The sequence below is a fragment of the Treponema bryantii genome (assembly GCF_900113965.1).
Taxonomy (GTDB): Bacteria; Spirochaetota; Spirochaetia; order Treponematales; family Treponemataceae; genus Treponema_D; species Treponema_D bryantii_A.
In genome coordinates, this window is sequence record NZ_FORI01000006.1 from 146,726 (window position 1) to 167,714 (window position 20,989).

General features: G+C 40.8%; 18 protein-coding genes. 10 read left to right on the plus strand and 8 right to left on the minus strand.

Going from position 1 to position 20,989, the window contains the following annotated elements:
* Positions 1 to 109: 109 nt before the first annotated feature.
* Both BM161_RS08960 and BM161_RS08965 read right to left on the minus strand, forming a co-directional pair.
* On the minus strand, positions 110 to 715 hold the full coding sequence (locus BM161_RS08960) for an SGNH/GDSL hydrolase family protein (RefSeq protein WP_074931904.1): 606 nt from the start codon (positions 713 to 715) through the stop codon (positions 110 to 112).
* Positions 716 to 746: 31 nt separating this feature from the next.
* A complete protein-coding gene (locus BM161_RS08965) occupies positions 747 to 1,070 on the minus strand; it encodes a PQ-loop domain-containing transporter (protein WP_074931906.1) in 324 nt (107 codons plus the stop codon).
* 151 nt (positions 1,071 to 1,221) lie between these two features.
* Between BM161_RS08965 and BM161_RS08970 the strand changes: the two genes are divergently transcribed.
* Genes BM161_RS08970 through BM161_RS08980 form a run of 3 tightly spaced genes read left to right on the plus strand, consistent with a single transcriptional unit; the run spans position 1,222 to position 3,985 of the window.
* Positions 1,222 to 2,856, plus strand: coding sequence for an ATP-binding protein (locus BM161_RS08970; protein ID WP_074931909.1), 1,635 nt, complete (start codon positions 1,222 to 1,224; stop codon positions 2,854 to 2,856).
* Positions 2,849 to 3,553, plus strand: coding sequence for a response regulator (locus BM161_RS08975; RefSeq protein WP_074931911.1), 705 nt, complete (start codon positions 2,849 to 2,851; stop codon positions 3,551 to 3,553). The genes BM161_RS08970 and BM161_RS08975 overlap by 8 nt, the downstream gene beginning before the upstream one ends.
* 30 nt (positions 3,554 to 3,583) lie before the next feature.
* Positions 3,584 to 3,985: an RrF2 family transcriptional regulator gene (locus BM161_RS08980; protein ID WP_074931913.1), complete on the plus strand. Its 402-nt coding sequence runs from the start codon at positions 3,584 to 3,586 to the stop codon at positions 3,983 to 3,985.
* 72 nt (positions 3,986 to 4,057) lie between these two features.
* On the opposite strand, the gene BM161_RS08985 is transcribed toward BM161_RS08980, so the two are convergent.
* On the minus strand, positions 4,058 to 4,726 hold the full coding sequence (locus BM161_RS08985) for a hypothetical protein (protein ID WP_074931916.1): 669 nt from the start codon (positions 4,724 to 4,726) through the stop codon (positions 4,058 to 4,060).
* Between the two features lie 290 nt (positions 4,727 to 5,016).
* Between BM161_RS08985 and BM161_RS08990 the strand changes: the two genes are divergently transcribed.
* Complete coding sequence (locus tag BM161_RS08990; RefSeq protein ID WP_074931919.1) at positions 5,017 to 6,132, plus strand: aldo/keto reductase; 1,116 nt, start codon at positions 5,017 to 5,019, stop codon at positions 6,130 to 6,132.
* Between the two features lie 69 nt (positions 6,133 to 6,201).
* Entirely contained in the window at positions 6,202 to 8,304 is a 2,103-nt protein-coding gene (locus BM161_RS08995) for a PP2C family protein-serine/threonine phosphatase (RefSeq protein WP_074931922.1), read from the plus strand.
* Here BM161_RS08995 and BM161_RS09000 read toward each other — a convergent pair.
* From BM161_RS09000 to BM161_RS09015, 4 genes are all read right to left on the minus strand, one after another.
* A complete protein-coding gene (locus tag BM161_RS09000) occupies positions 8,301 to 10,022 on the minus strand; it encodes a carbon starvation CstA family protein (protein WP_074931925.1) in 1,722 nt (573 codons plus the stop codon). The two genes, BM161_RS08995 and BM161_RS09000, sit on opposite strands and share 4 nt — an antisense overlap.
* Before the next feature lie 60 nt (positions 10,023 to 10,082).
* Positions 10,083 to 10,586 (minus strand): DUF8052 family protein, encoded by a 504-nt coding sequence (locus BM161_RS09005; protein WP_074931929.1) that lies wholly within the window; start codon positions 10,584 to 10,586, stop codon positions 10,083 to 10,085.
* A 159-nt stretch (positions 10,587 to 10,745) separates the two neighbouring features.
* Positions 10,746 to 11,777, minus strand: coding sequence for a phosphate acetyltransferase (gene pta / locus BM161_RS09010; protein WP_074931932.1), 1,032 nt, complete (start codon positions 11,775 to 11,777; stop codon positions 10,746 to 10,748).
* 55 nt (positions 11,778 to 11,832) lie between these two features.
* A complete protein-coding gene (locus BM161_RS09015) occupies positions 11,833 to 13,272 on the minus strand; it encodes a prolyl oligopeptidase family serine peptidase (protein WP_083425744.1) in 1,440 nt (479 codons plus the stop codon).
* A 370-nt stretch (positions 13,273 to 13,642) separates the two neighbouring features.
* Between BM161_RS09015 and BM161_RS09020 the strand changes: the two genes are divergently transcribed.
* The 4 genes from BM161_RS09020 (at position 13,643) to BM161_RS09035 (ending at position 17,514) form a co-directional block, all read left to right on the plus strand.
* Complete coding sequence (locus tag BM161_RS09020; RefSeq protein ID WP_074931937.1) at positions 13,643 to 14,128, plus strand: Lrp/AsnC family transcriptional regulator; 486 nt, start codon at positions 13,643 to 13,645, stop codon at positions 14,126 to 14,128.
* A gap of 15 nt (positions 14,129 to 14,143) precedes the next feature.
* Complete coding sequence (locus BM161_RS09025; RefSeq protein ID WP_074931941.1) at positions 14,144 to 15,316, plus strand: pyridoxal phosphate-dependent aminotransferase; 1,173 nt, start codon at positions 14,144 to 14,146, stop codon at positions 15,314 to 15,316.
* Between the two features lie 22 nt (positions 15,317 to 15,338).
* Positions 15,339 to 16,697: a tetratricopeptide repeat protein gene (locus BM161_RS09030; protein WP_083425745.1), complete on the plus strand. Its 1,359-nt coding sequence runs from the start codon at positions 15,339 to 15,341 to the stop codon at positions 16,695 to 16,697.
* Positions 16,698 to 16,773: 76 nt separating this feature from the next.
* Positions 16,774 to 17,514 carry a 16S rRNA (uracil(1498)-N(3))-methyltransferase gene (locus BM161_RS09035; RefSeq protein ID WP_074931944.1) on the plus strand — a complete coding sequence of 247 codons (741 nt, stop codon included), beginning with the start codon at positions 16,774 to 16,776 and terminating at the stop codon, positions 17,512 to 17,514.
* On the opposite strand, the gene BM161_RS09040 is transcribed toward BM161_RS09035, so the two are convergent.
* Positions 17,507 to 17,860, minus strand: coding sequence for an ArsR/SmtB family transcription factor (locus tag BM161_RS09040; RefSeq protein ID WP_074931945.1), 354 nt, complete (start codon positions 17,858 to 17,860; stop codon positions 17,507 to 17,509). The genes BM161_RS09035 and BM161_RS09040 overlap by 8 nt on opposite strands.
* A gap of 176 nt (positions 17,861 to 18,036) precedes the next feature.
* Here BM161_RS09040 and BM161_RS09045 point away from each other — a divergent pair, with 176 nt between their 5' ends.
* Entirely contained in the window at positions 18,037 to 20,901 is a 2,865-nt protein-coding gene (locus BM161_RS09045; RefSeq protein ID WP_074931949.1) for an efflux RND transporter permease subunit, read from the plus strand.
* The last annotated feature ends 88 nt before the right edge of the window (positions 20,902 to 20,989 follow it).

Here is a 20,989-nt window from a genome sequence, read left to right on the forward strand (position 1 = left end):
TAGTGTTACTGTCTGGGAACCTTGTTTTTTTTAACCCCAGAAAGACATAAAAAAAACTGCCGGCCTATGACATAGACCGGCAGCAAGGTATAACAAAACTAATCAGCAATTAGCCTGCAAGGCCTGTTACTGTATTATTCTTAAGGAGTACTTTGTAAGCGTAGCTGTAAAGGATTTCTGCAACGTCGCGTAATGGCTTACGAACGTTCAAGCCCATGTTCTGAGCAAAGCGGATAGCTGCTTTAGAAGCGGCTGGGTTCCACAAGCGGGCGTTGTCAACGTTTACAAAGTCGCATTTTTCAGAATCTGCAATAGCTTTAATATGACGGTTCATTTCTGCAACAGTCTGATCTGCATTTTCGTTGTAATGTGAAATCAGGGCAATTCTGCACTTTGAGTTAGCAGCTTTTACAGCTTCAATAAGCTTAAGGTAAGCAGAATCAAATTCTGTACTGTTAGCTTTGAACATATTCAAATCATTTTCACCAAGGTGAATGATAATTCCTTCCGGATGAAGTGGCTGAACATAAGTGCAGAAAACATCCTTTGCATTTTTTACAGAAAGATCTGCAATACTCTTGTTCAAAATCTGGAAATTAAAATCAAATGCATCTGCAAGAGTTTTTACAGGGATAGAGTTATCCAGACTTCCACCGAATACGATTACCGCATTCTTTTCTGATTTAGCAAGATTATAACCATCATAATAAAACATATTGCATCTCCTCTTTTATTATTTTATGTTTTTATGCACCAACTGGTGTTCTAATAACTTCTACATTCTTAATGTTGTTCTCACGTTTCTTATCGAGAGCCACATTTCTGAAATAAACAACAAGGTTTGACATTACAATTGCAAGGTTCAAAAAGTAAACAACCAGAACATAGTTCAACTGATGATTAATGAACTTTGCCATAATTCCAGCTACATATCCTGTAATAATCAGGATGATAAATGCAAGGCTTGTACCTTTTGCACTTCTTGCCTTATAGGCTTTAATTACGTTCAATGGCCATGAAAAACCAAAACAAACAAGCATCAATGCTTCAAAAAGATGTCCAATTTCCATAAAAGTTCTCCTTCAACTTTTTATGACTTCATCATAATCCTCCTCAGAAAAAAAACAATTTTTCGAAAGAAAGAAAAATACTTTTTCAGCTCCAGATTTTTTTTACTTTCAAAACGTTTTAAAAAGGGACTTTTTATGCTATTATTTATATATGGGAAAGAATAATCTCACCGACATCCGCCATGAGATACAGCGCATCCAGTTGATTTTGATTATTGTTACAACCATTTTGATGAGTGTGGGTGGAGCGGTAATAAACGTAAATGCAAATGAAAATGCTGTAGACCAGAATCTGCAGGATACGGCGGAGCTTATTACAAAAATCTACGGCTTTATGAAAGAGTCTTCACGTGAGGAATTATGCACCTGTATGGATGCAATTGCCGCAGATCTTACAGACGTAGACGTTATTTCTATCGTAAACACAGACAACGAGCGAATCTATCATACAAATCATAATCTTATTGGAACCCAGTACGACGGAACCCATCCGGATTTTACAACTCACATAAAAGGCTTTTATACAGAAAGCGATATTGGTCCTTCTGGTCCGCAGCGCCGTACCTATTCTGCAATTTATGATGATGATGGAAATTACATTGGCTTTATCATGGCAATTATGCTCAAAGCCAGTATGCGTTCCATTACCTATAAAATTGTTCTTTTGTTTTTGAGCGTAACAGTAGCCGCAATCATTATTGAAATCGCAATATGCCGCGCTTTTTCCCGTAAGCTTAAGCGCCGCCTTCTTGGTTATGAGCCAGACACCTTTACTTCAATGTTCCGCATTCGTGAAAATATTCTTGAATCAACTTATGATGGAATTATTGCCGTAGACAGTGAGAATAATGTTCAGTTTGCAAATAAGGCTGCAAATAAAATGCTTGGCTGCGGTGAGGCTTCCTGTGAAGCGGAAGGCGGGGAAACAGCTGATCCCGAAAAACTCAACTTAATCAAACAGAACGTTTTTGCAGAAAAGTTCCTTTCCGAGGTCTTAAAAACCGGCAACGCAGAATTTGGTATTCAGCAGGAAACAGAAAACGGAACCGCACTTTTAATTGACTGTGTTCCTGTAAAAGAAGACGGAATAATCAGCGGAGCCGTAGCGCTTCTTCATGACCGCACCGAATACACAAAACTTATGGAAGAACTTTCGGGAACAAAGTATCTTGTTGATTCAATGCGTGCAAACAACCATGACTTTACAAATAAGCTTCATGTAATTCTTGGTCTGATTCAGATTGGCGAATATGATAAAGCGGTTTCTTATATCGAAAATATTTCCATCATCCAGCGTCAGACTTTGAGTACTGTAATGAATGCAGTTGATAACTCTTCTTTTGCGGCTCTTCTTATTGGAAAAATTGCCCGTGCTTCTGAATGCAACGTACGTTTTGTTTTGAAGGAAGGAATCCGCTTTAAGAGTTCAGAGGTTGCAGTACCTTCCGAAGCTCTTGTAACAATTGCCGGAAACCTTATAGACAACGCTCTGGATGCAATGAACATGCAACTTTCTGATATGAGTCGTCAGCGTGAACTTGAGTTCGGAGTTTTTACAAAGCCCGGCGAGCTTCTTATTACCGTACGCGATACAGGCTGCGGTATTCCAGAAGAAATCCGCGACCGCATTTTTGAAAAAGGCTTTTCCACAAAGGGAACTGGCCGCGGCGTAGGTATGTACCACACAAAGCAGCTGGTAGAAAGTCTTGGCGGAACAATCAGTTTCGAGTCTGAGAAAGACATTGGAACATCTTTTATGGTAGAATTAAAGGGTAGTTATGTATAAGGTTCTGATTGTAGAAGACGACCCGATGGTTGCAATGATCAACGAGCAGTATGTATGCAAAAACAAAGACTTCTGTGTACAGAAAACCTGCCGTAACGGCCAGGAAGCTCTTGAATATCTTGAAGAGACAAACGGCACAGGTTCGAAAGACTCTTCAATTGATCTTGTAATTATGGACGTTTTTATGCCGCTGATGAACGGTGTTGAAACCCTCAAGAAAATCCGCGAAAAAAAACTGGACTGCGAAGTTATTATGGTAACTGCCGCAAACGATCCGGCCACCCTAGAAGAAACTATGCACCTTGGAGTAATTGATTTTCTGATTAAACCTTTTGCTTATGAACGCTTTCAGGTTGCGCTGGAAAAATTTATTGCCAATGACCAGGCTTTCCGGGGTGCCCAGCAGACTATAGATCAGAATTATGTAGACAGTCTTATTTCGAATGGTGGACAGCTTCATTTACAGAACAACGAGCTTCCTAAAGGAATTCAGAAAAAAACTCTGGACCTGCTTACAGATTATCTTAAAGAAAAAAAAGGCTGGGTTTCTGGTGATCAGATTTCCGAAGATGTAGGACTTTCCTCTGTTACAGTTCGTCATTACATGAGCTATCTTGTGGAAAAGGGCGAAGTTAATGGCGAAATCAATTACGAGACCGGCGGACGCCCTAGCATGCTCTATCGTTTTGTGCTATAATCTACTTATATACAAGGATGGTAGGATAAAATGATAGTTTCTACAAAGGGACGCTATGCGCTCCGCGTAATGATAGATTTAGCTGAACAAAATACACACGACAGAGTTCCTCTTAAGGAGATTGCTGAACGCCAGCAGATTTCCCAGAAATATATCGAAGCAATAATGACACTTCTTTCAAAGAATGGATTTGTTGATGCCGTTCACGGAAAGGGCGGTGGATATCGTCTGAATAAAAAGCCGGAAGAATATAGAGTTGGTGACATTCTCCGTCTTACAGAAGGAAGCCTTTCTCCAGTTGCATGTCTTGAAAAGGGTGCAGAAGAGTGTCCTCGCAAAGCAGAATGCAGAACACTTCCAATGTGGACAAAACTCGATGAACTTGTAGAGGGATATTTAGACAGCGTAACGCTCGCCCAATTGATGAAATAAAATCGCACTCCCTGAGTGCGTCACGCGGTTCCTGAGCGCGTAACACGGTCCCTGAGCGGAGTCGAAGGGACCTTAAATTTCTTCCATTGTGTCTTTAGGAATTTCAATAGACGCAATGGTTTCTGTATCTGTAGTTTTGAATTTCAGATGATCAGAAGCAAGACCAAGTTTCTTAAGCATAATCAATACAGTAATAATTCCAAGTCCTGAACCTTCTGTCTGGTCAATATCGTTAATGGCATCGGCCATGGTGTTGTAAACCTTTGTCTTTTCGATTTTATCTTTAATGCGAAGGTATTCGTGGTCTGTAATTTTTGTATTGTTTGATACAGTGATGGAAATAACATCATCAGTTGAAAGCTGCATGTGAACCTGAAGGTGTCCTTCTTCAAGCTCTTCCTGATAGTGAAGGGTGTTTTCGTTAAGGGTTTCCTTAAAATCCTTCATACCATTTTTATAGTCATTTTCATCATTAATATTCAGATGATGTTCTCTAAAATAAATGCGTTTTGCGTTGGCTTTACTTGCGTTATCAAGAAGTTCGAACAGACAGTATGAAAGATAATTAAAAAGATAAGACTGGTTACATTCATCCAGAAATATACGGAGTACTGAGAGGAATCTGTCTTTCTGTTCTGGGGTCAGTGTATAGCAAAAGAAATCTACAGGCTTCCGTTTTTGCACGGCTTCCTTTATGGTTGAGATGTCTTTCTCGCTAATAACCTTATCTTGTACTTTCATAACTTTAACCTTAAATACTTTTAACTCTATTATAACTCTAATTTACAAAAACACAACAAAAAAACACTGTGTATAACTCACAACAATTTGTGAAAAATTCATGAATTAGAGTTTTATGATAGACCCGGATTTTTTTATTCACCATAGGGGCAAATTCCTAAATTGGGTAAAAAAAATAACCATGGTTATTTTAACCGAAGATTTTTTTTACAATTTAAGCCTCGATTTTTACAACATAGATTGAGATTTTTAGGTTATAATGATTAAAATTACGAAAGGAGAAAACCGCTATGAAAAAACTCGGCTTTGGATTAATGAGACTTCCTTACTCGGAAGATAAAACCTGGGGAAATATTGACCTTGAAAAAACACGCGAAATGATTGATGCCTACATGGCAGAAGGTTTTTCATATTTTGATACAGCCTGGGTATATCATGGCGGATTCTCAGAAAGAGTTTTCGGCGAGCTCGTTGCAAAACGCTATCCTCGTGAAAAATTCCAGGTTACTTCTAAAATGCCTTTGTGGGGTAAAACAGATCCTGCAGACCTTCAGAAAACCTTTGATGAACAGCTTAAAAAATGTGGTGTTGAATATTTTGATTATTACTTCCTTCATGCCTTGAACCGTGACGTTTTTGAAACTGCAGAAAAGCTTGGTGCTTTTGAATGGATGCAGAAAATGAAGGCAGAAGGAAAGATTAAGCATCCAGGTTTCTCTTTCCACGACAGTGCAGAAGCTCTTGAAATGATGCTCTCTAAACACCCGGAAGTAGAACTTGTTCAGCTCCAGATTAACTATATCGACTGGGAAAGCGACAATGTTCAGAGTCGCAAGTGCTATGAAATCTGTAAGCGCTACGGAATCCCGGTTTCTATTATGGAACCAATTAAGGGTGGAAGCCTTGCAAACATCATGGACGATGCAAAGAAAATCTTTACGGACTATGATCCAAAAGCAAGTATGGCAAGCTGGGCCGTACGCTATTGTGCAAGCATGGATAATATTCTTGTTGTTCTCAGTGGTATGAGCAATATGGAACAGCTTAAAGACAATATGTCTTATATGAAAGACTTTGTTCCATTTAATGCAGAAGAACAGGAATGCGTAAAGAAAGCTACTGAGCTCATTAAATCTACAATTGCAATTCCTTGTACAGGCTGCCGCTATTGTGTTGATGAAACAAACGGTGGTTGTCCTATGAAGATTAATATTCCGCGTATGTTCGAGCTTTACAACGAAAGTAAGCGCTACGGTGTTGCTTCTTACAAGTGGAACTACAATGAAGAGCTTAAAAAGACAGGAAATCCTGCAGAATGTGTAGAATGCGGAAACTGTCAGGGACATTGTCCACAGCAGCTCAAGATTATTGATCTTTTGAAGGATGTTGCTTCAACTTTTGCCTGAGTGACAGATTTCGGTTTTAAATAGTCTTTTCTTGCTTATTCTCTATAATCTGATACAATAAATAGTATCATGAAAAGAAGTCTCAGACGCATCATCGCTGCAGTTTCTGCAGCCATAACTATTTTAATTTGTTTTTCTCTGACATCCTGTAACGATAATCCGGATAATGAACCCCGACTTTATATTGATGATTATTTCAGCTGGGCTCCCGGAAATTATGAAGATACTATAGAAGACGCGCAGAATCTTCCTTATAAAAAGCTTGAGCGTATGGGCTATAAAAATATTTCGCAGGTAGCCGGTACTCATGGAGACTACGTCTGGGTAAAGGCTGAGTTTACTTTACCGGAAGAACTTAAAAATGATGACCTTTCAATGGTTGTTCCATATCTTCACTTTGCAGAAGAGCTTTATCTTAATGGATATTATATAGATGATTATGGTGTAATGGGCGAAGGTCCGGACAGTCCTGGAATTCAGGAAGCTGGTTATGGTGCTCATCTTTTTGATTTCCCGGAATCCTTCTTGAATCAGGATGGGGTAAACGTAATTCACATTAAGATTTTTGCACTCGGTGCGGCTTCTATTACAGACGGCGTGTTCGTTGGAAAACGCCAGGACTGCTGGAAGACTTCTGATAATCAGACCTTCTATCGTACCCGTGTTTACGTCTTCTTTGAAGGTGGTATGCTCATCTGTGGAATCTTCTTCCTCATGCTTTACTTTGCATTTAAGCGCGAAAGAAGCTATCTGCGTTTTGCTATCCTTAATATTCTTTCCATCATCTTCTTCTCAAACTTCTTTGTAAATGATGTTCCGTGGGTTGGTTTCCACGGAGGTTTCCCATTCGTATTGTTCTTTAAGTTTGCAAAATGTATCTGTTTCTTTGCACTCGAGGCAGAGTTTGCGCTGTTTGTTCTGGACTATCTGCATGTTAAGGCAAATCTTATTGATACAATTATCCGTGCGGCAACCTTTATTGTAAACTCTGCGGTAGTAATTCTTGCTCCGGACTATCATACACTTATGAGACTTACTTACCCGGTACTTGTAATTGCCGCTTATAACTTTATTTCTCCAATTGTGATTACTGCAATTCACTGCAGAAAAAAGTCTCCGGTTTGGAAAGAAGCACGCTTCCTTGGTTTGTCTTTGCTTCCACTCCTTATAACAATCTTCATTGATTTTGCGCTTAAGACTTTTGCAATGGATATTAAGCACATGTATTACTCTGCAATCGGATGGATGCTCTTTATTATCATTCTGTTCATCTACTTCAGTGTAAAATACAACGGCATTGCAGGACGTCTTGAATATCTTAATAAAAAGCTCGAGTTTGAAATTAAGGCTCAGACTGAAAAACTTGTTGATGTAAATAAAAAACTTGAAAATGATCAGAAGGCTGCCCAGCAGGATATGGAGATGGCGGCTATCGTTCAAAAGAAGTTCTTTCATGCGCCTGATCATGAGCTTAATAACTGGGATTTCTCTGTTATCTATAAGCCTCGTTCAATCGTTTCTGGAGACCTTTTCAATTTCTATCATGAAGGACCTGTACTCAACGGTATTTCTCTCTTTGATGCTTCGGGTCATGGTGTTGCAGCCAGCCTAGTAACAATGCTTGCGGAAAATATTATTCAGCAGACTTATAGAGAGTCTCTTGAGTCTGGAGCAAATCTTGCAGATACACTGAGTGTTATCAACAGCCGATTCATTACTGCAAAAGAGGGTATTGATAATTACCTTACCGGTATTCTTTTGAGCACAAAAGAAAATGAAGATGGAAGCTGTCTGATGACTCTTTCAAATGCGGGACATCCGTATCCACTGTTATATAGTGCCGCAAATCAGACTGTAGAAGAAATTCTTCCTGATGTAGGAAGTCCTTTCTCTGGTCCTGTTGGTTTACGCGGTTTTGATATTACTTATTCTCAGGTTGAAACAGAACTGCATTCAGGTGATATTGTGCTGCTTTATACAGACGGCCTTACAGAAATTGCAAACGAAGCACAGCAGCAGTTTGGTTTGCAGGCAGTAATTGAAACTTTACGTAATAATGGAAATAAATCTTCGAAAGAAATTATGGAACTTCTTATGAAGAGAGTAGACACATTCTGTGCCGGCTCTCCTCATAAGGATGATATATCAGTTATTATTCTTAAGCGCGCTTAAGCGTTTTTCTTCTGCTTAGCGAATGTCTGTACACCTTCAACAACGAGGATAACAGCAAGCACTGCCATAGCAGTAGCAAAACATAACTGGAACCAGTTGCCCCAGAAGAAGGCTCCCTTAGTACCTGCAAACATTGGCTTGAGTTTTCCAATGATTGTAAGAACAAGCTGTGTCAAAGTAGCGGCAAGCATGAAGATCATTGGGATAAAGAACATCTTGTTGTTCTTTCCAGCCTGACCAAGCCAAGCAGCAACTGCCATTAAAGCAATACCTGCAAGAAGCTGGTTGGCAGCACCAAAGAGTCCCCAGATTGCAGAAAGCTTGAGACCACCAAGAATACAACCAATCAATACCATAAGGCTTGTACCGAAGAATGGGTTAGCAAGCAGCTTGCGGATTCCCTTTGCGTCTTTCCATGTAGCCTCTCCTTCCTTAAGGAAGAGTTCAGAGAACATAAAGCGGCTGAGACGAGTACCAGTATCAAGAGATGTAAGTGCGAATACAGAAACTGCAAGAGTAAGCAAAGCGTAGATAGTATTGTAAGCACTTGAACCTTCTTTTCCGAACAAAGTTGCAAGACCAGCACCAAATGCAGCAGATGGAGATCCAAATCCGCCGTTCTTATACTTGTCGAATACCATACCAACAGCAACAAGGGAAATAATACCAAGAGCAGATTCAATAAGCATTGAACCGTAACCAATAGCCTTTGCATTCTTTTCGCTGTCCAGCTGTTTAGAAGAAGTACCTGTAGAAATCAATGAGTGGAAACCTGAACATGCACCACAAGCAACTGTGATGAACAAGGCAGGGAACATAGTTCCAATACCAGTTTTCCAGCCTGTGAAAGCAGGAATTGTGAATGTAGCGCTTTCTGTAATTGGAGAACTTACGATTCCAACAAGAGCTAGAGCAATCATAGCATAAAGAAGGAATGATGAAAGATAGTCACGTGGCTGAAGCAAAATCCAAACTGGTACAAGTGAAGCAACTGCGATATAAATACCAATGAAAACAATCCATGCAGTGCGGCTCATAGCAAAACCAACATTCAAACCAAGAATTGTAATAAGAACAATACCTGCAAGACCAATGAGGGTTGCTGGAAGAGTCTTAAGACCACATTTATTTGTAAGGATACCGTAAACAATAGCAAGTACAATAAAGAGAAGCGAAATCATAGCTGTTGTCTGGTTTCCTGTAGGATTCTTTACAAATCCGAAAGCAACTTTTCCTGCTGCATCAGCGGCAGTAAGGAAAGTTCCTGCAACAACGTTTACGAAAGAAGCAATTACAAGGATAAGTACAAGAAGTGCAAAGATGATGAAGAGCTTCTTAGCTTTAGAGCCCATAGAAGTCTTAATGATTTCACCAACTGATTTTCCGTCGTTGCGGAGGGATGCAAAGAGTGATCCAAAATCCTGAAGTCCGCCGAAGAAGATACCTCCGACAACACACCAAAGGAATACTGGCACCCATCCAAATACAGCAGCCTGAATAGGGCCGTTAATTGGACCTGCACCTGCGATAGATGAGAAGTGATGTCCCATCAAAACGGCAGGCTTTGCCGGAACGTAATCTACACCGTCAGCCTTTTCGTGAGCCGGTGTCTTTCTTGTAGGGTCAATTCCCCACTGTTTTGCAAGCCAAGAGCCATAGAAGATATAGCCGGCCAGGAGCAAAACGATTGCAGCAATAATTATGAGTAATGCTGTCATTTGAATCTACCTCCTCGTAAATTCGTATGAAGTTTTTTTATAAAATCTCCGTCGAGAGAGTTACGACGAACTTTTTATATTCTTTTTAATCAGCTTTGCGTAATCCTTTCCCTGACGGTTGGTGTACACTTGCATATCTGATGTGTTACAAACTGCGAGCTTAAAGTGACTCCAGCCATGAAAGCTGAATTTATAGGATTTATAAAGCTTAGTTTTTTTGATTGCGTTAATTGTTTCGGGGTTAATCGATTTAGTAAAAATCAAAAGAGAAACATCAGAATTGCGGTGCCCGTTATATGGGCGGACTTTTGCAAGTCCTGCATCCCATGCTGCTTTTACGAGTTTTTCAAGCTTTTCGCTGTTCAACTCATCAGGGCAAGCAAAGTAAACGAATTCATTAGAGTCTATATCTGCAATATGTGCAGAACGAACAAGAAAATACTGTTCATTATGTGAACGGAATTCTGCTTCAGCGCAGAAGGGTGGGGTAATGTTTTCTTTCTTTACGGTGTAATACTGCTCAAAAGCCGGCAGTATCTGTTTTATAGCATCTGAAGGCGCCATCTTTAATATACCTAATTATTTTCAGTATATGTAAAGTATAATACAGTGTCAATAAATAACTTTAGTAATATTGAAGATATGTTAAAAAATTATGCCCGTGCTTAAAACACGGGCATGAAATACGGTGGTTGAGCTTGTCGAAACCACCGCAGTACGCACTTATGCCTGAAGAGCTGTTACAGCAACAGTCGCAACGATATCATCAACGTTACAGCCGCGGCTCAAGTCGTTGAGAGGCTTTGCGAAGCCCTGGCAGATAGGACCAATTGCCATCCAGCCACCCATTCTCTGGCAGATCTTGTAACCGATGTTACCAGCGTTGATGTTAGGGAAGATGAATGTGTTTGCGTGTCCTGCAACCTTGCTTCCTGGAGCCTTGAGTTCTCCAACTTCTGGAGCAACTGCAGCGTCGAACTGGAACTCACCATCAAGAGCGAGATCAGGAGCAGCTGCCTTAGCAAGCTCTGTAGCCTTCTGTACCTTTGTTACAGTGTCATAGAACTTAGCATCGTTTCCAGAACCCTTTGTAGAGAATGAAAGCATTGCTACGCGTGGGTCAATTCCTGCAATCTTCTTTGCTGTATCTGCTGAAGCAACTGCAATGTCTGCAAGTTCTTCTGCTGTTGGTTCAATGTTGATAGCGCAGTCACCGAATACTGCAACTCCTTCTGGAACGTAAGGATTTCCACCCTCTGGAGCAACCATGATAAAACATGATGAAACTGTCTTGAAACCAGGAGCAGTCTTGATAACCTGAAGACCTGGGCGGAGAGTGTTAGCTGTTGAGTGGCATGCACCAGAAACGAAACCGTCTGCATCTCCGGCCTTAAGAATAAGGGCACCGTACATTGTGTGGTCCTTAAGAATTGCAGCTTTTGCAGCAGCTACATCAGCATATTCTGGAGCTCCAGTCTTCTTATTGATTTTTCCTTCGCGTGCCTTGAAAAGAAGTTCAGCGTACTTGTCTGCATTTGCGTCTTTAGCAGGGTCAACAATTGTAACTCCTGAAAGGTCAGCATTGCTTCCGCTTGCCTTAATATCCTCGTCGCTACCAATCAAAATGATTTTTGCGATTCCATCTTTTACGATTTTAGAAGCTGCTTCTACAACACGTTTATCTTCGCCTTCGCAAAGTACGATTGTTTTGTTTGCAGCCTTAGCTTTGTTAAGCAAGTCTTCAACGAAATTCATATTTATCCTCTTTATCTATAAAATTATGCACTGTAAGAATACAACTCAGTGGCGTTTATTTCAACCTCTGCCGGCTGAGCCAGTCAAAAAGTGAAAGCCCGTTTTCGTCTTTACACTGATCGTTCAAAACGTAAATCCAGCTTGCGTGGCCTTCATACTCATAAGGCTCGCCGTAATGTCTGTCGCCTTCTTTTGCGTTGCGGTCTTTTAGAACCGTTCCGCTCAAATCAAAAACTCCCGAAAACTTTGAAACCTTAAGATTTCTTGCACCTTCTTCCTTAAGACGTTTGATTGTAGGAACACAGTTATTAGAAGGTTTTACAGTTTCATCATTTTCTGCATAGGTAAACCACATTGGCTTTTCTGCAAGCATTTTAATCTGAGATTTAGAGATTTTGCTGTCCAGATAATATTCGCAGGTTGGGAATGCTGCTGCAAAAAGATCTGGATGCTGAATCATCATATTCATTGTCATATAGCCGCCGGCAGAAGCACCGCCAACATAAACTCTGTTGCGGTCAATTTCCGGGTGCTTATCAAGAAAATCTTTAAGAAGGGCAGTAACCGGCGCGGTGTAATAAGAAACGGCCGCAAAAGGAGTAGTTTCTACTTCCTCTTTTTCTGGTCTGCCTGTAATGCTGTTGAAAAATCTGCTCAAAGGCTTTGTGATTTTATTTACCGGGCCGTCAAAATCTACCGGAGCCCAGTAGTGAACGCCGAGAGTGCTCTGTTCTGTAGTTTCGAGCCAGCCGGTAGGGCACTGAGGAGCAAGGATCGCAACTCCGTCCTTAAAATAATGCTGGATTGTATCATCTGCAAGATTTGTTGCCTTTGTTCCAAGCAGAACAAGGTACGGATTATTTCCGCTTTCTCCGATTGTGTGGAACCAGAGAATAAGAGGAATCTTTGTGTTATCAGATTTTTCCGGTGGCAGATAGAACATATAAGACAGAGTTCCCGAAGCAGTGGCAATTTCAGTTTCGATTTTGTAGTTGTAGGAGCTCTTTGTGAACTTAGAGACTCCCTCATTTACAAAGCCCTGGCACTTTGAGAATTCCATATCAAGTTCATCATTTGTAACTTTATAATGGAAGTAATTATTAAAAACTCCGCTGGAAATAAAGTCCGGGAATGGAGAAGCGTTCTCGGCCTCCGGATATACGTCTGTAAGAATAGTTATATAGATGCTTTCTTTATCAGTTTTATTTCCTTTTGAATCAGAACAGAAAACATCTGTGATTGTGAGTTCGCCCTTAGACATAACTCCATTCTGATAAAGGGAGCGCTCAATTTCAAAATCACTAACCTTGAGAGTTTCCGGCTTTTGAAGCTGATTTGTATTGATTACGATTTTATTAACACATGGCCCCCAGTCATAAGAACCGACATATACGGCCATCTGTTCCTTCCCTGGCTCAAGCGCCTTGTAGAAGTTTTGTGAAAACAATGCTGATGTAAATAGAAGAACTAGAAAAATTAATATATTGCGTTTCATATTGAAAATCTTATCAGAAAAAAAGGCAAAAAAAAAGCCGGCGTATCAGCCGGCCTGTAATGTGCTCTCAGTCAACCTAAGGACTGGCACTATAAATGTCCCAACAGTAAGCCGTTGGCGCTTTAAGAATGTCTACGTATTATACAACCTCGACCAGGTGATCTCTCTTTGTCGGAAATTGCATATTGCCTCCCATTCAAGCAGCCGGTGGTACGTCCTCATCTCGTTCCTGACTACATCTTTATATTACCACAGGATTGGGATAATGCAAGAAAAAAAACAGCGTTTTGACGAAAAATCTCATTGTTGAATTAAAGGGGTTTCTGTAGTAAAATATTATATTCATTTTTACACATTGGGGGTTCTTACTATGGATGAGATACTTGATTTGCTGCGTCAGAACGCACGTCTTTCTGTTGAAGACATTGCCGCTATGACAAAGAAAACTACGGACGAGGTAAAGCAGATTATTAAAAAGCTTGAAGACGACGGAGTTATTCTCAAGTACGCCGCCATTGTGAATCCGGAAAAAGATAAAGTCGCGAAGGACAAAGTTGTCGCGGAGATTCAGATTCAGGTACAGCCACAGCGCGAGCATGGTTTTGATGCAATTGCAGACAGAATCTACCGCTTCCCACAGGTTAAGTCGCTTTATTTGATGAGCGGCGGATATGACCTTAAGGTTTTGATTGAGGGCGACAATCTCAAAGATGTTGCTCTGTTTGTAAGTGAAAAGCTTTCGACACTCGAAGGTGTTCGCTCAACTAAGACCAACTTTGTTTTGAAGACATATAAAGAAAACGACATTGTTTACGTTGAGGACGAACGCGATAGAAGAGAGAGCGTACAGTCGTAAACGAGGACAATATTAATGAATACACGAACAGATAAATTTTCCAGCAAGATGATGGAAATCCCACCTTCTGGAATCCGTAAATTTTTTGAACTTTGTATTGGGCATGATGATATAATTTCACTTGGTGTCGGCGAACCAGATTTTCCGACTCCATGGATTATGAGGGAAGAGGCTTTTTACCATCTGGAAAAGGGCCACACTTCTTATACTTCTAACTGGGGTTTGATTGAGCTTCGCGAGGAAATTGCAAAATACCTCGAACGCTATAAGCTTTACTACGATCCAAAAACTGAGATTTTGCCAACTATTGGTGCGAGTGAAGGTCTGGATCTCGTACTTCGTTCAATTTTGAATCCTGGTGATGAGATTATTGTCTGCGAGCCTTGTTATGTTTCTTACCAGCCGCTGGCAACCCTTTGTGATGCAAAGGTAATTCACCTTGATACAAGTGTGAACGGCTTTTATCCAACAGCAGAACAGATTGAAGCTGCATGTACAGAAAAAACAAAGGCTGTTATGTTCTGTTCACCAAGTAACCCGACCGGCCGCATTATTCCGGCAGACGAGTTAAAGAAGATTGCCGAGGTTGTAAAGAAGCATCAGATCTGGTGTTTGAGCGATGAGATTTACTGCGAGCTGCTTTACGATGGCCGCAAACATATTTCAATCGGCGAGTTTCCTGGAATGAAAGACTATGCTATAATTTTTAATGGCTTTTCAAAGTCTTTCGCTATGACAGGATGGCGTATCGGTTATATTGCCGCTCCGCATGATCTTTTGGTTCAGTGCTGCAAGCTTCATGCTTACTCTTCAATCTGTCCACCAATCTTCAGCCAGTATGCTGCAGCAGAAGGTTTGCGTCATGGATGGGATGAAGTTGAAAAGATGCGCGTAAGCTATCAGCAGCGCCGCAATATCATGCATAAGGCATTTATTGATATGGGACTTCCTTGTGTAGAACCGGAAGGTGCCTTCTACATGTTCCCGGATATCCGTCCTACAGGTTTGACTTCTGAGGAGTTTGCAACTGAAGCTATTGAAAAGCACAGTGTTGCTGTTGTACCAGGAACCTGTTTTGGAGATGGCGGTGAAGGATTTATCCGCTGTTGTTATGCTACAGATATTAACAAAATAAAAATTGCCATGGAGCGCCTTGCCAGCCTGGTAAAGGAACACACCGGCAAATAATAAGGAATAAAGGAAAGAGTTAATGATTATTTCAATCTTAATAGCTGTAATAGTAGCACTTCTTCTTGTGTCGATTATTGTTGGTATTAAAAGCATTAAGCGAAAAGAAGAGAAGAAGGATGTATCACAGAAGATTCAGAAGAAGGGAAAATCTGCAATCCTGAAGGAAGCAGAAAAGAAGCTTGCGCATGATCCGCACAATGTTCCTTCACTGGAGACAATTGGTGATATTTATTTCAGCGAGAAAAACTGGGAAAGAGTATGGAGCGTTTATAAAACTCTCTATGATATTTCAACAGCGCATCCAGAGATTGATATTGTTAAATGTGCTCTTAGAATGGGTATGGCCGCATTTAGTCTTGATAAGAATGATGATGCAGTTAGTGCCCTTATGCTTTGTATAAAAAAGGATCCTAATAACTTCGACTGTAACCTGTTCCTTGGTAAGGCTCTTATGAAAGCAAACACCTTTGATAAGGCTGTTTACTGTTTTAAGAAAGCCAAGGTTCTTCAGCCGGAAAATAATGAAGTTAATATGCTTCTGGGAACTGCATTGTTTAAGTCTCAGAAGTATAGAGACTGTCTTCCATTCCTTAAAAGGGTTCTTGATGAAAATCCTGGTAACAAAGAAGTTCTTTTTGATATGGCAGTTGCAATGACTGAATGTGGTATGGGTGATAAGGCTCTTAAGGTGTTTATGCATCTTAGACCGGATCCTGAGTTTGGACCACAGGCTTGTCTTGAAGCGGGAAAAATGCATGAACGTGTAAAAGATTATGCCGCTGCCATTAAAGACTACGAAATCTCAATGAGACTTCCTTCTGTTCCAGATCAGATTATGCTTCAGATAAAATATCGTCTTGCAAATACCTGTATTGCAATGAATGATATTTCAAAGGCGCTTACTTATCTGCGTCAGATTCAGGCTGCAAAGCAGGGGTATAAAGATGTTGATGCACTTGTTGCCCGCTATTCAGAATTGAATCAGAATAAAAACCTTCAGACTTATCTTATGTCTGGAACCAGCGACTTTGTTGCTTTGTGCCGTAAATTTATTTCAACTTACTACAAGGATTCTTTTGTTAAGGTTGAAGATGTTCAGGTTGCTTCTGAAAGTGTAGAAATTATCTGCGAAATTGAAACTTCAAAATGGGAAGCAAAGCAGATGTTCCGTTTCTACAGAACTCAGAATGTAATTGGTGATATCAATGTGCGCGACTTTCATAGCAAACTCCGCGACACTAAGTGTGATAACGGTGTTTGTGTTTCTATTGGTGGATTCTCAGACAGTGCACACAAATACATTGACGGCCGACCTGTAGATTTAATCGAAAAAGACGAACTTGTTAAGATTCTGAAGAGAATCAATATGTTCTCGTAATACCTACCGGTCATTGAGCCTGTCGAAATGACTTTAATAAGGTGGTTTCGACAGGCTCAACCACCGGAGTATAATAATGAATATCTGTTTATTTTCAAACGACGAAATTTCAAAGCCTCTGCCACGTAAAGATGAAAGGGCAGAGCACATAATCAAAGTTCTTCACAAAAAAGCCGGCGACACTTTTACTGCCGGCATTATTGGCGGGGAAAGTGGAGTGGCGCGGATAACCGCCATTGACGATTCCGGCATTTCCTTTGAATTCACCGCGGGCGGCAGCGGTAAACCCCTTGCTCCTCTTGATATGATTATCGGTTTTCCTCGTCCTATTCAGCTTAAGCGTCTTTTGCGCGATATTGCGGCTCTTGGAGTAGGGCGGGTTTATCTTACCGGAACTGATCTTGGTGAAAAATCCTATATGCAGAGTACTCTTGTAGAAAAGGGCTCGGCATATAAAATGCTTTTAGACGGAACTGTTCAGGCGGGAAGTACCCATGTACCGGAACTCTTTCTTTATAAAACTCTGGATGAATGCCTTAAGTCAATTGAAGAAGAACTTTCGGGTAAAGGTGGTATCTGCCGTTTTGCTCTGGATAATGTGAACCCTGCCATGAGACTTTCTGATGCTCTTAGTGAAAAAGAGTGTAAGAAAGCTATTGCTGCAATTGGTAGTGAACGTGGCTGGACAGAAAGAGAGCGCCGTCTTCTTGAAGAAACTGGTTATATCCGCTGTGGTATGGGTGAGCGTATTATGCGTACAGAGACAGCAGCTACTGTAGCCGGAGCGATTATACTATCTGGCCTTGGGATTATTTAGATTCCTTTTTCTTATCATCAATAGTCTCAAGAATTTTTTCCATTGATTTAATAAGCTCAGAAATTGTCTTGAAGTTTTCCTTGAGGTTTAACTGATAGAAAATCTGAGTGCCTATCTTAAGCGGTACAATAAGACCCGCTTCCTTCAGTACTTTAAGATGATGTGAGATTGCAGGGCGTGAAAGCTTTGATTTTGCTGAGAGGTTGGAAACGTTAATTCCTTCTGATCCTGCTTCGGCAATATCCATAATCAACTGCTGGCGGTATTCATCACTCATCGCAATGAAAAACGGAACACATAAGTTGAAGGTTTTAAGAGTCTTTCTGATTTCGGCCTTGTCTATCATATTTAAATCATAAATCTAAAATTTTACGTTGTCAATATGATTAAATGATTAAAAAATTAAACATTTAATCAAAAATTTATTGACTTTAAAACTTTTTGTTATTATCTTCTTGGTTATAGCGTTTAAGTGTTTAAGAAATTAAACGGACGAACAAATAGCAATGAAGGAGAATAGTAATGAAAGCTACAAGAGCTATTTTCAAGAGACCTCAGCTGATAATTGCGCTTTGTGTAATCATCACTGGTGTTCTTGGATTTTTTATTAAGGACTTACAGATTGATAACTCAATCCGCCAGTTCCTTCCTCAAAAAGATGCTTCTTACACACGCCTTTCAGAAACAGAAGAGCAGTTTGGAAGCATGATGGTTATTGGTGTAAGTATGGAAGCCCGCAATGGCACAATTCTTACTCCAGAATATATTGATGTTGTGCGCCATATTACAGACCGCGCACTTGAAGCAGAGGGAGTATCAGATGTTGATTCTCTTACTCATATTGATTATGTCTGCGAATCAGATGGAGCAATTTCTGCAAGCCAGTTGATTCCTGATTCTTACACAGGCTCTGCAGAAGATATCGATCAGCTTGAAGGACGCCTTATTGAATGGGAGTCAATGTATAACCGCGTAATCGTAAATGACGATATGACTGGAACTCAGCTTCAGGTTACTTTGGCACCGTACAGCAGAGAAGCGGAAGTTGAGCGTGCCGCAGCACTCGGAACAAAAAAGATTCGTTCAGAAGCAGAAGAGGAGGAGGATGTCCTCAATGCAATTACTGCAATCGTAAACGAAGAAACTGCCGGCCACAATGTAGACGTAAAGATTTATGGTAACCCTGTTGTAATGCAGAACTCTCGTGTGTTCATGCTTGCAGATCTTACCCGCCTTATTCCTCTGGTAATTGTCGTAGTTCTTCTTTCACTTTACTTCAGCTTTAAGACAATGGACGGAACCTTGCTTCCTCTGATTACTGTAGTTATGGCAACCACCTGGACAATGGGACTTATGGCTTTGTGCAAGGTAACCTTTACTCTGGTTTCAAGTGTAATTCCGGTTGCGCTGATTGCGGTTGGTTCTGCTTACGGTATTCACGTTCTGACACATTATTATGTTGCCCTTGATATGACAGAAGGTGAGCTTACTAAAGAGAAATATACAGAGGCAGTTTTCAACGGACTTCATGAAGTTATGGGCGCTGTACTGCTCGCAGGTATTACAACAGTAATCGGATTCATTTCTTTGATTTCAAGCCCGATTGCACCACTTCACAGCTTTGCGGTTTTCACAGCTGTTGGTGTAACAATTTCGCTCCTGCTTGCAATCACCTTTATTCCTGCAATTCTTCTTCTTAAGAATCCGCAGAAAGTTATGGCAAGCCGTAACAAGAAACATAACCTCAGCGAAAAGCTTGCCGCAAAGCTTGAGCATGCAAGAAGACTCCGCGGTGGTAAGTCAGCAGATGAAGCGCAGGGAGATACACTCTATCAGATTTATCACTTCTTCTGTGGTTCAAAGCCTCGCCTTTATCTTTCAATTATCGTGATGGTTGGTTTGTCAGTTGTTGGTTTACGTTTACTCCATATCGATACCGCACTGGTAAATTACTTCCCTGAGAGCTGTGATATGCGCCAGGATATCAACTACATCGATAAACAGTTTGCTGGAACCAACAGTTTGTATCTGAATGTAAAGGGACCGGAGAAGGGCTCTCTTACAAATCCAGAAATCTTAAAGGCTGTTGATGATATGCAGGAATATCTTGAAGAAGAATATCCTGATATCGGTAAGGTTGTTTCTTTCACTGAGTTCATTAAGAGAATTAATCAGGTATGGCATGTGCCTGCAACTGATGGTGCTATGGCCGGTGAGGGTGGCAGTGATGCTGCTGCGATGATTGAAGCAAATACAGCTAATACTGATGGCTTTGATGATTTTGGAGACTTCGGTGGATTTGACGAGTTTGGTGATGATTCATTTGGAGACGACAGTTTTGGAAGTGACACCTTTGGAGATTTCGGCGACAGCGAGTTTGCAGAAACAGAAACAACTACTTTCGATGCTTCAAACTGGGATGATCCTAACACAGCTTATGCTGCTGCCCTTGAACAGCAGGTAACAGTTGAAGATGTGATTGGAATGATTAATAAGGCTTATGTTGCTGCCGGCGGAAAAACTGCAAGCCTTGAAGATATCGTAACCGAGCTTCAGAAATCTGTGAACTACAACGGTACTGCTTATTATGAGATTCCTTATGATGCAGCAAAGTATCCGGTTGCAAGCCGCGAGGAACTGGCTGGTGTTGTTCAGGGATACCTCACATTGCTTTCCGGTTCGCTGGACCGCTTCGTTGATGATGACATGAATCCTCAGATTATGAGAATTACAGTTCAGCTTAGAAACCATTCAACACAGACAACAGGCGACATTATTGCTGCAGCCCAGAAGTATGCAGAAACACACTTCCCTGAAGGCTACACACTTGAAGCAACCGGTACTGCAGAAATGGAATACACAATGACAAAGATGATTGTATCAAGTCAGCTTACAAGCCTTGTGATTTCACTCTTGTGTGTATTCATCATCATTGCTCTTGCTTTCAAGAGCGGCTGGGCCGGACTGCTTGGTGCTGTTCCTCTTGCTCTGGCTATCATTTTGAACTACATGGTTATGGGCTTTGCAGGAATCAACCTGGACCTCGTAACAAGTATTATTGCATCGGTTGCAGTAGGAGTAGGAATCGACTACACAATCCACTTCCTTACAACTTACAAAGAAGAGCGTGCAAAAACTGACGATCTTGAAACTGTTACACGTATGACCTTCCGCAAGAGTGGTCACGGAATTGTAACAAACGCAATCGCAGTAGGCTTCGGCTTCCTGGTATTGTGTTTCTCAAAGTTCGTAGTTTTGAGATACATCGGAATCCTGGTTGCTATCGTAATGTTTACTTCAAGCTTCCTTGCCATGACAGTTATTCCGGGCTTCTTGAATATGTATGCACCGAAATTTATCAGCAAGAAAAATAAAGAAAACAAATAAAAATGTGGTTTCGACAAGCTCAACCACCGGAGAAGTTACAACGGTGGTTGAGTAGGCCGAAGGCCGTATCGAAACCACCATATAAGGA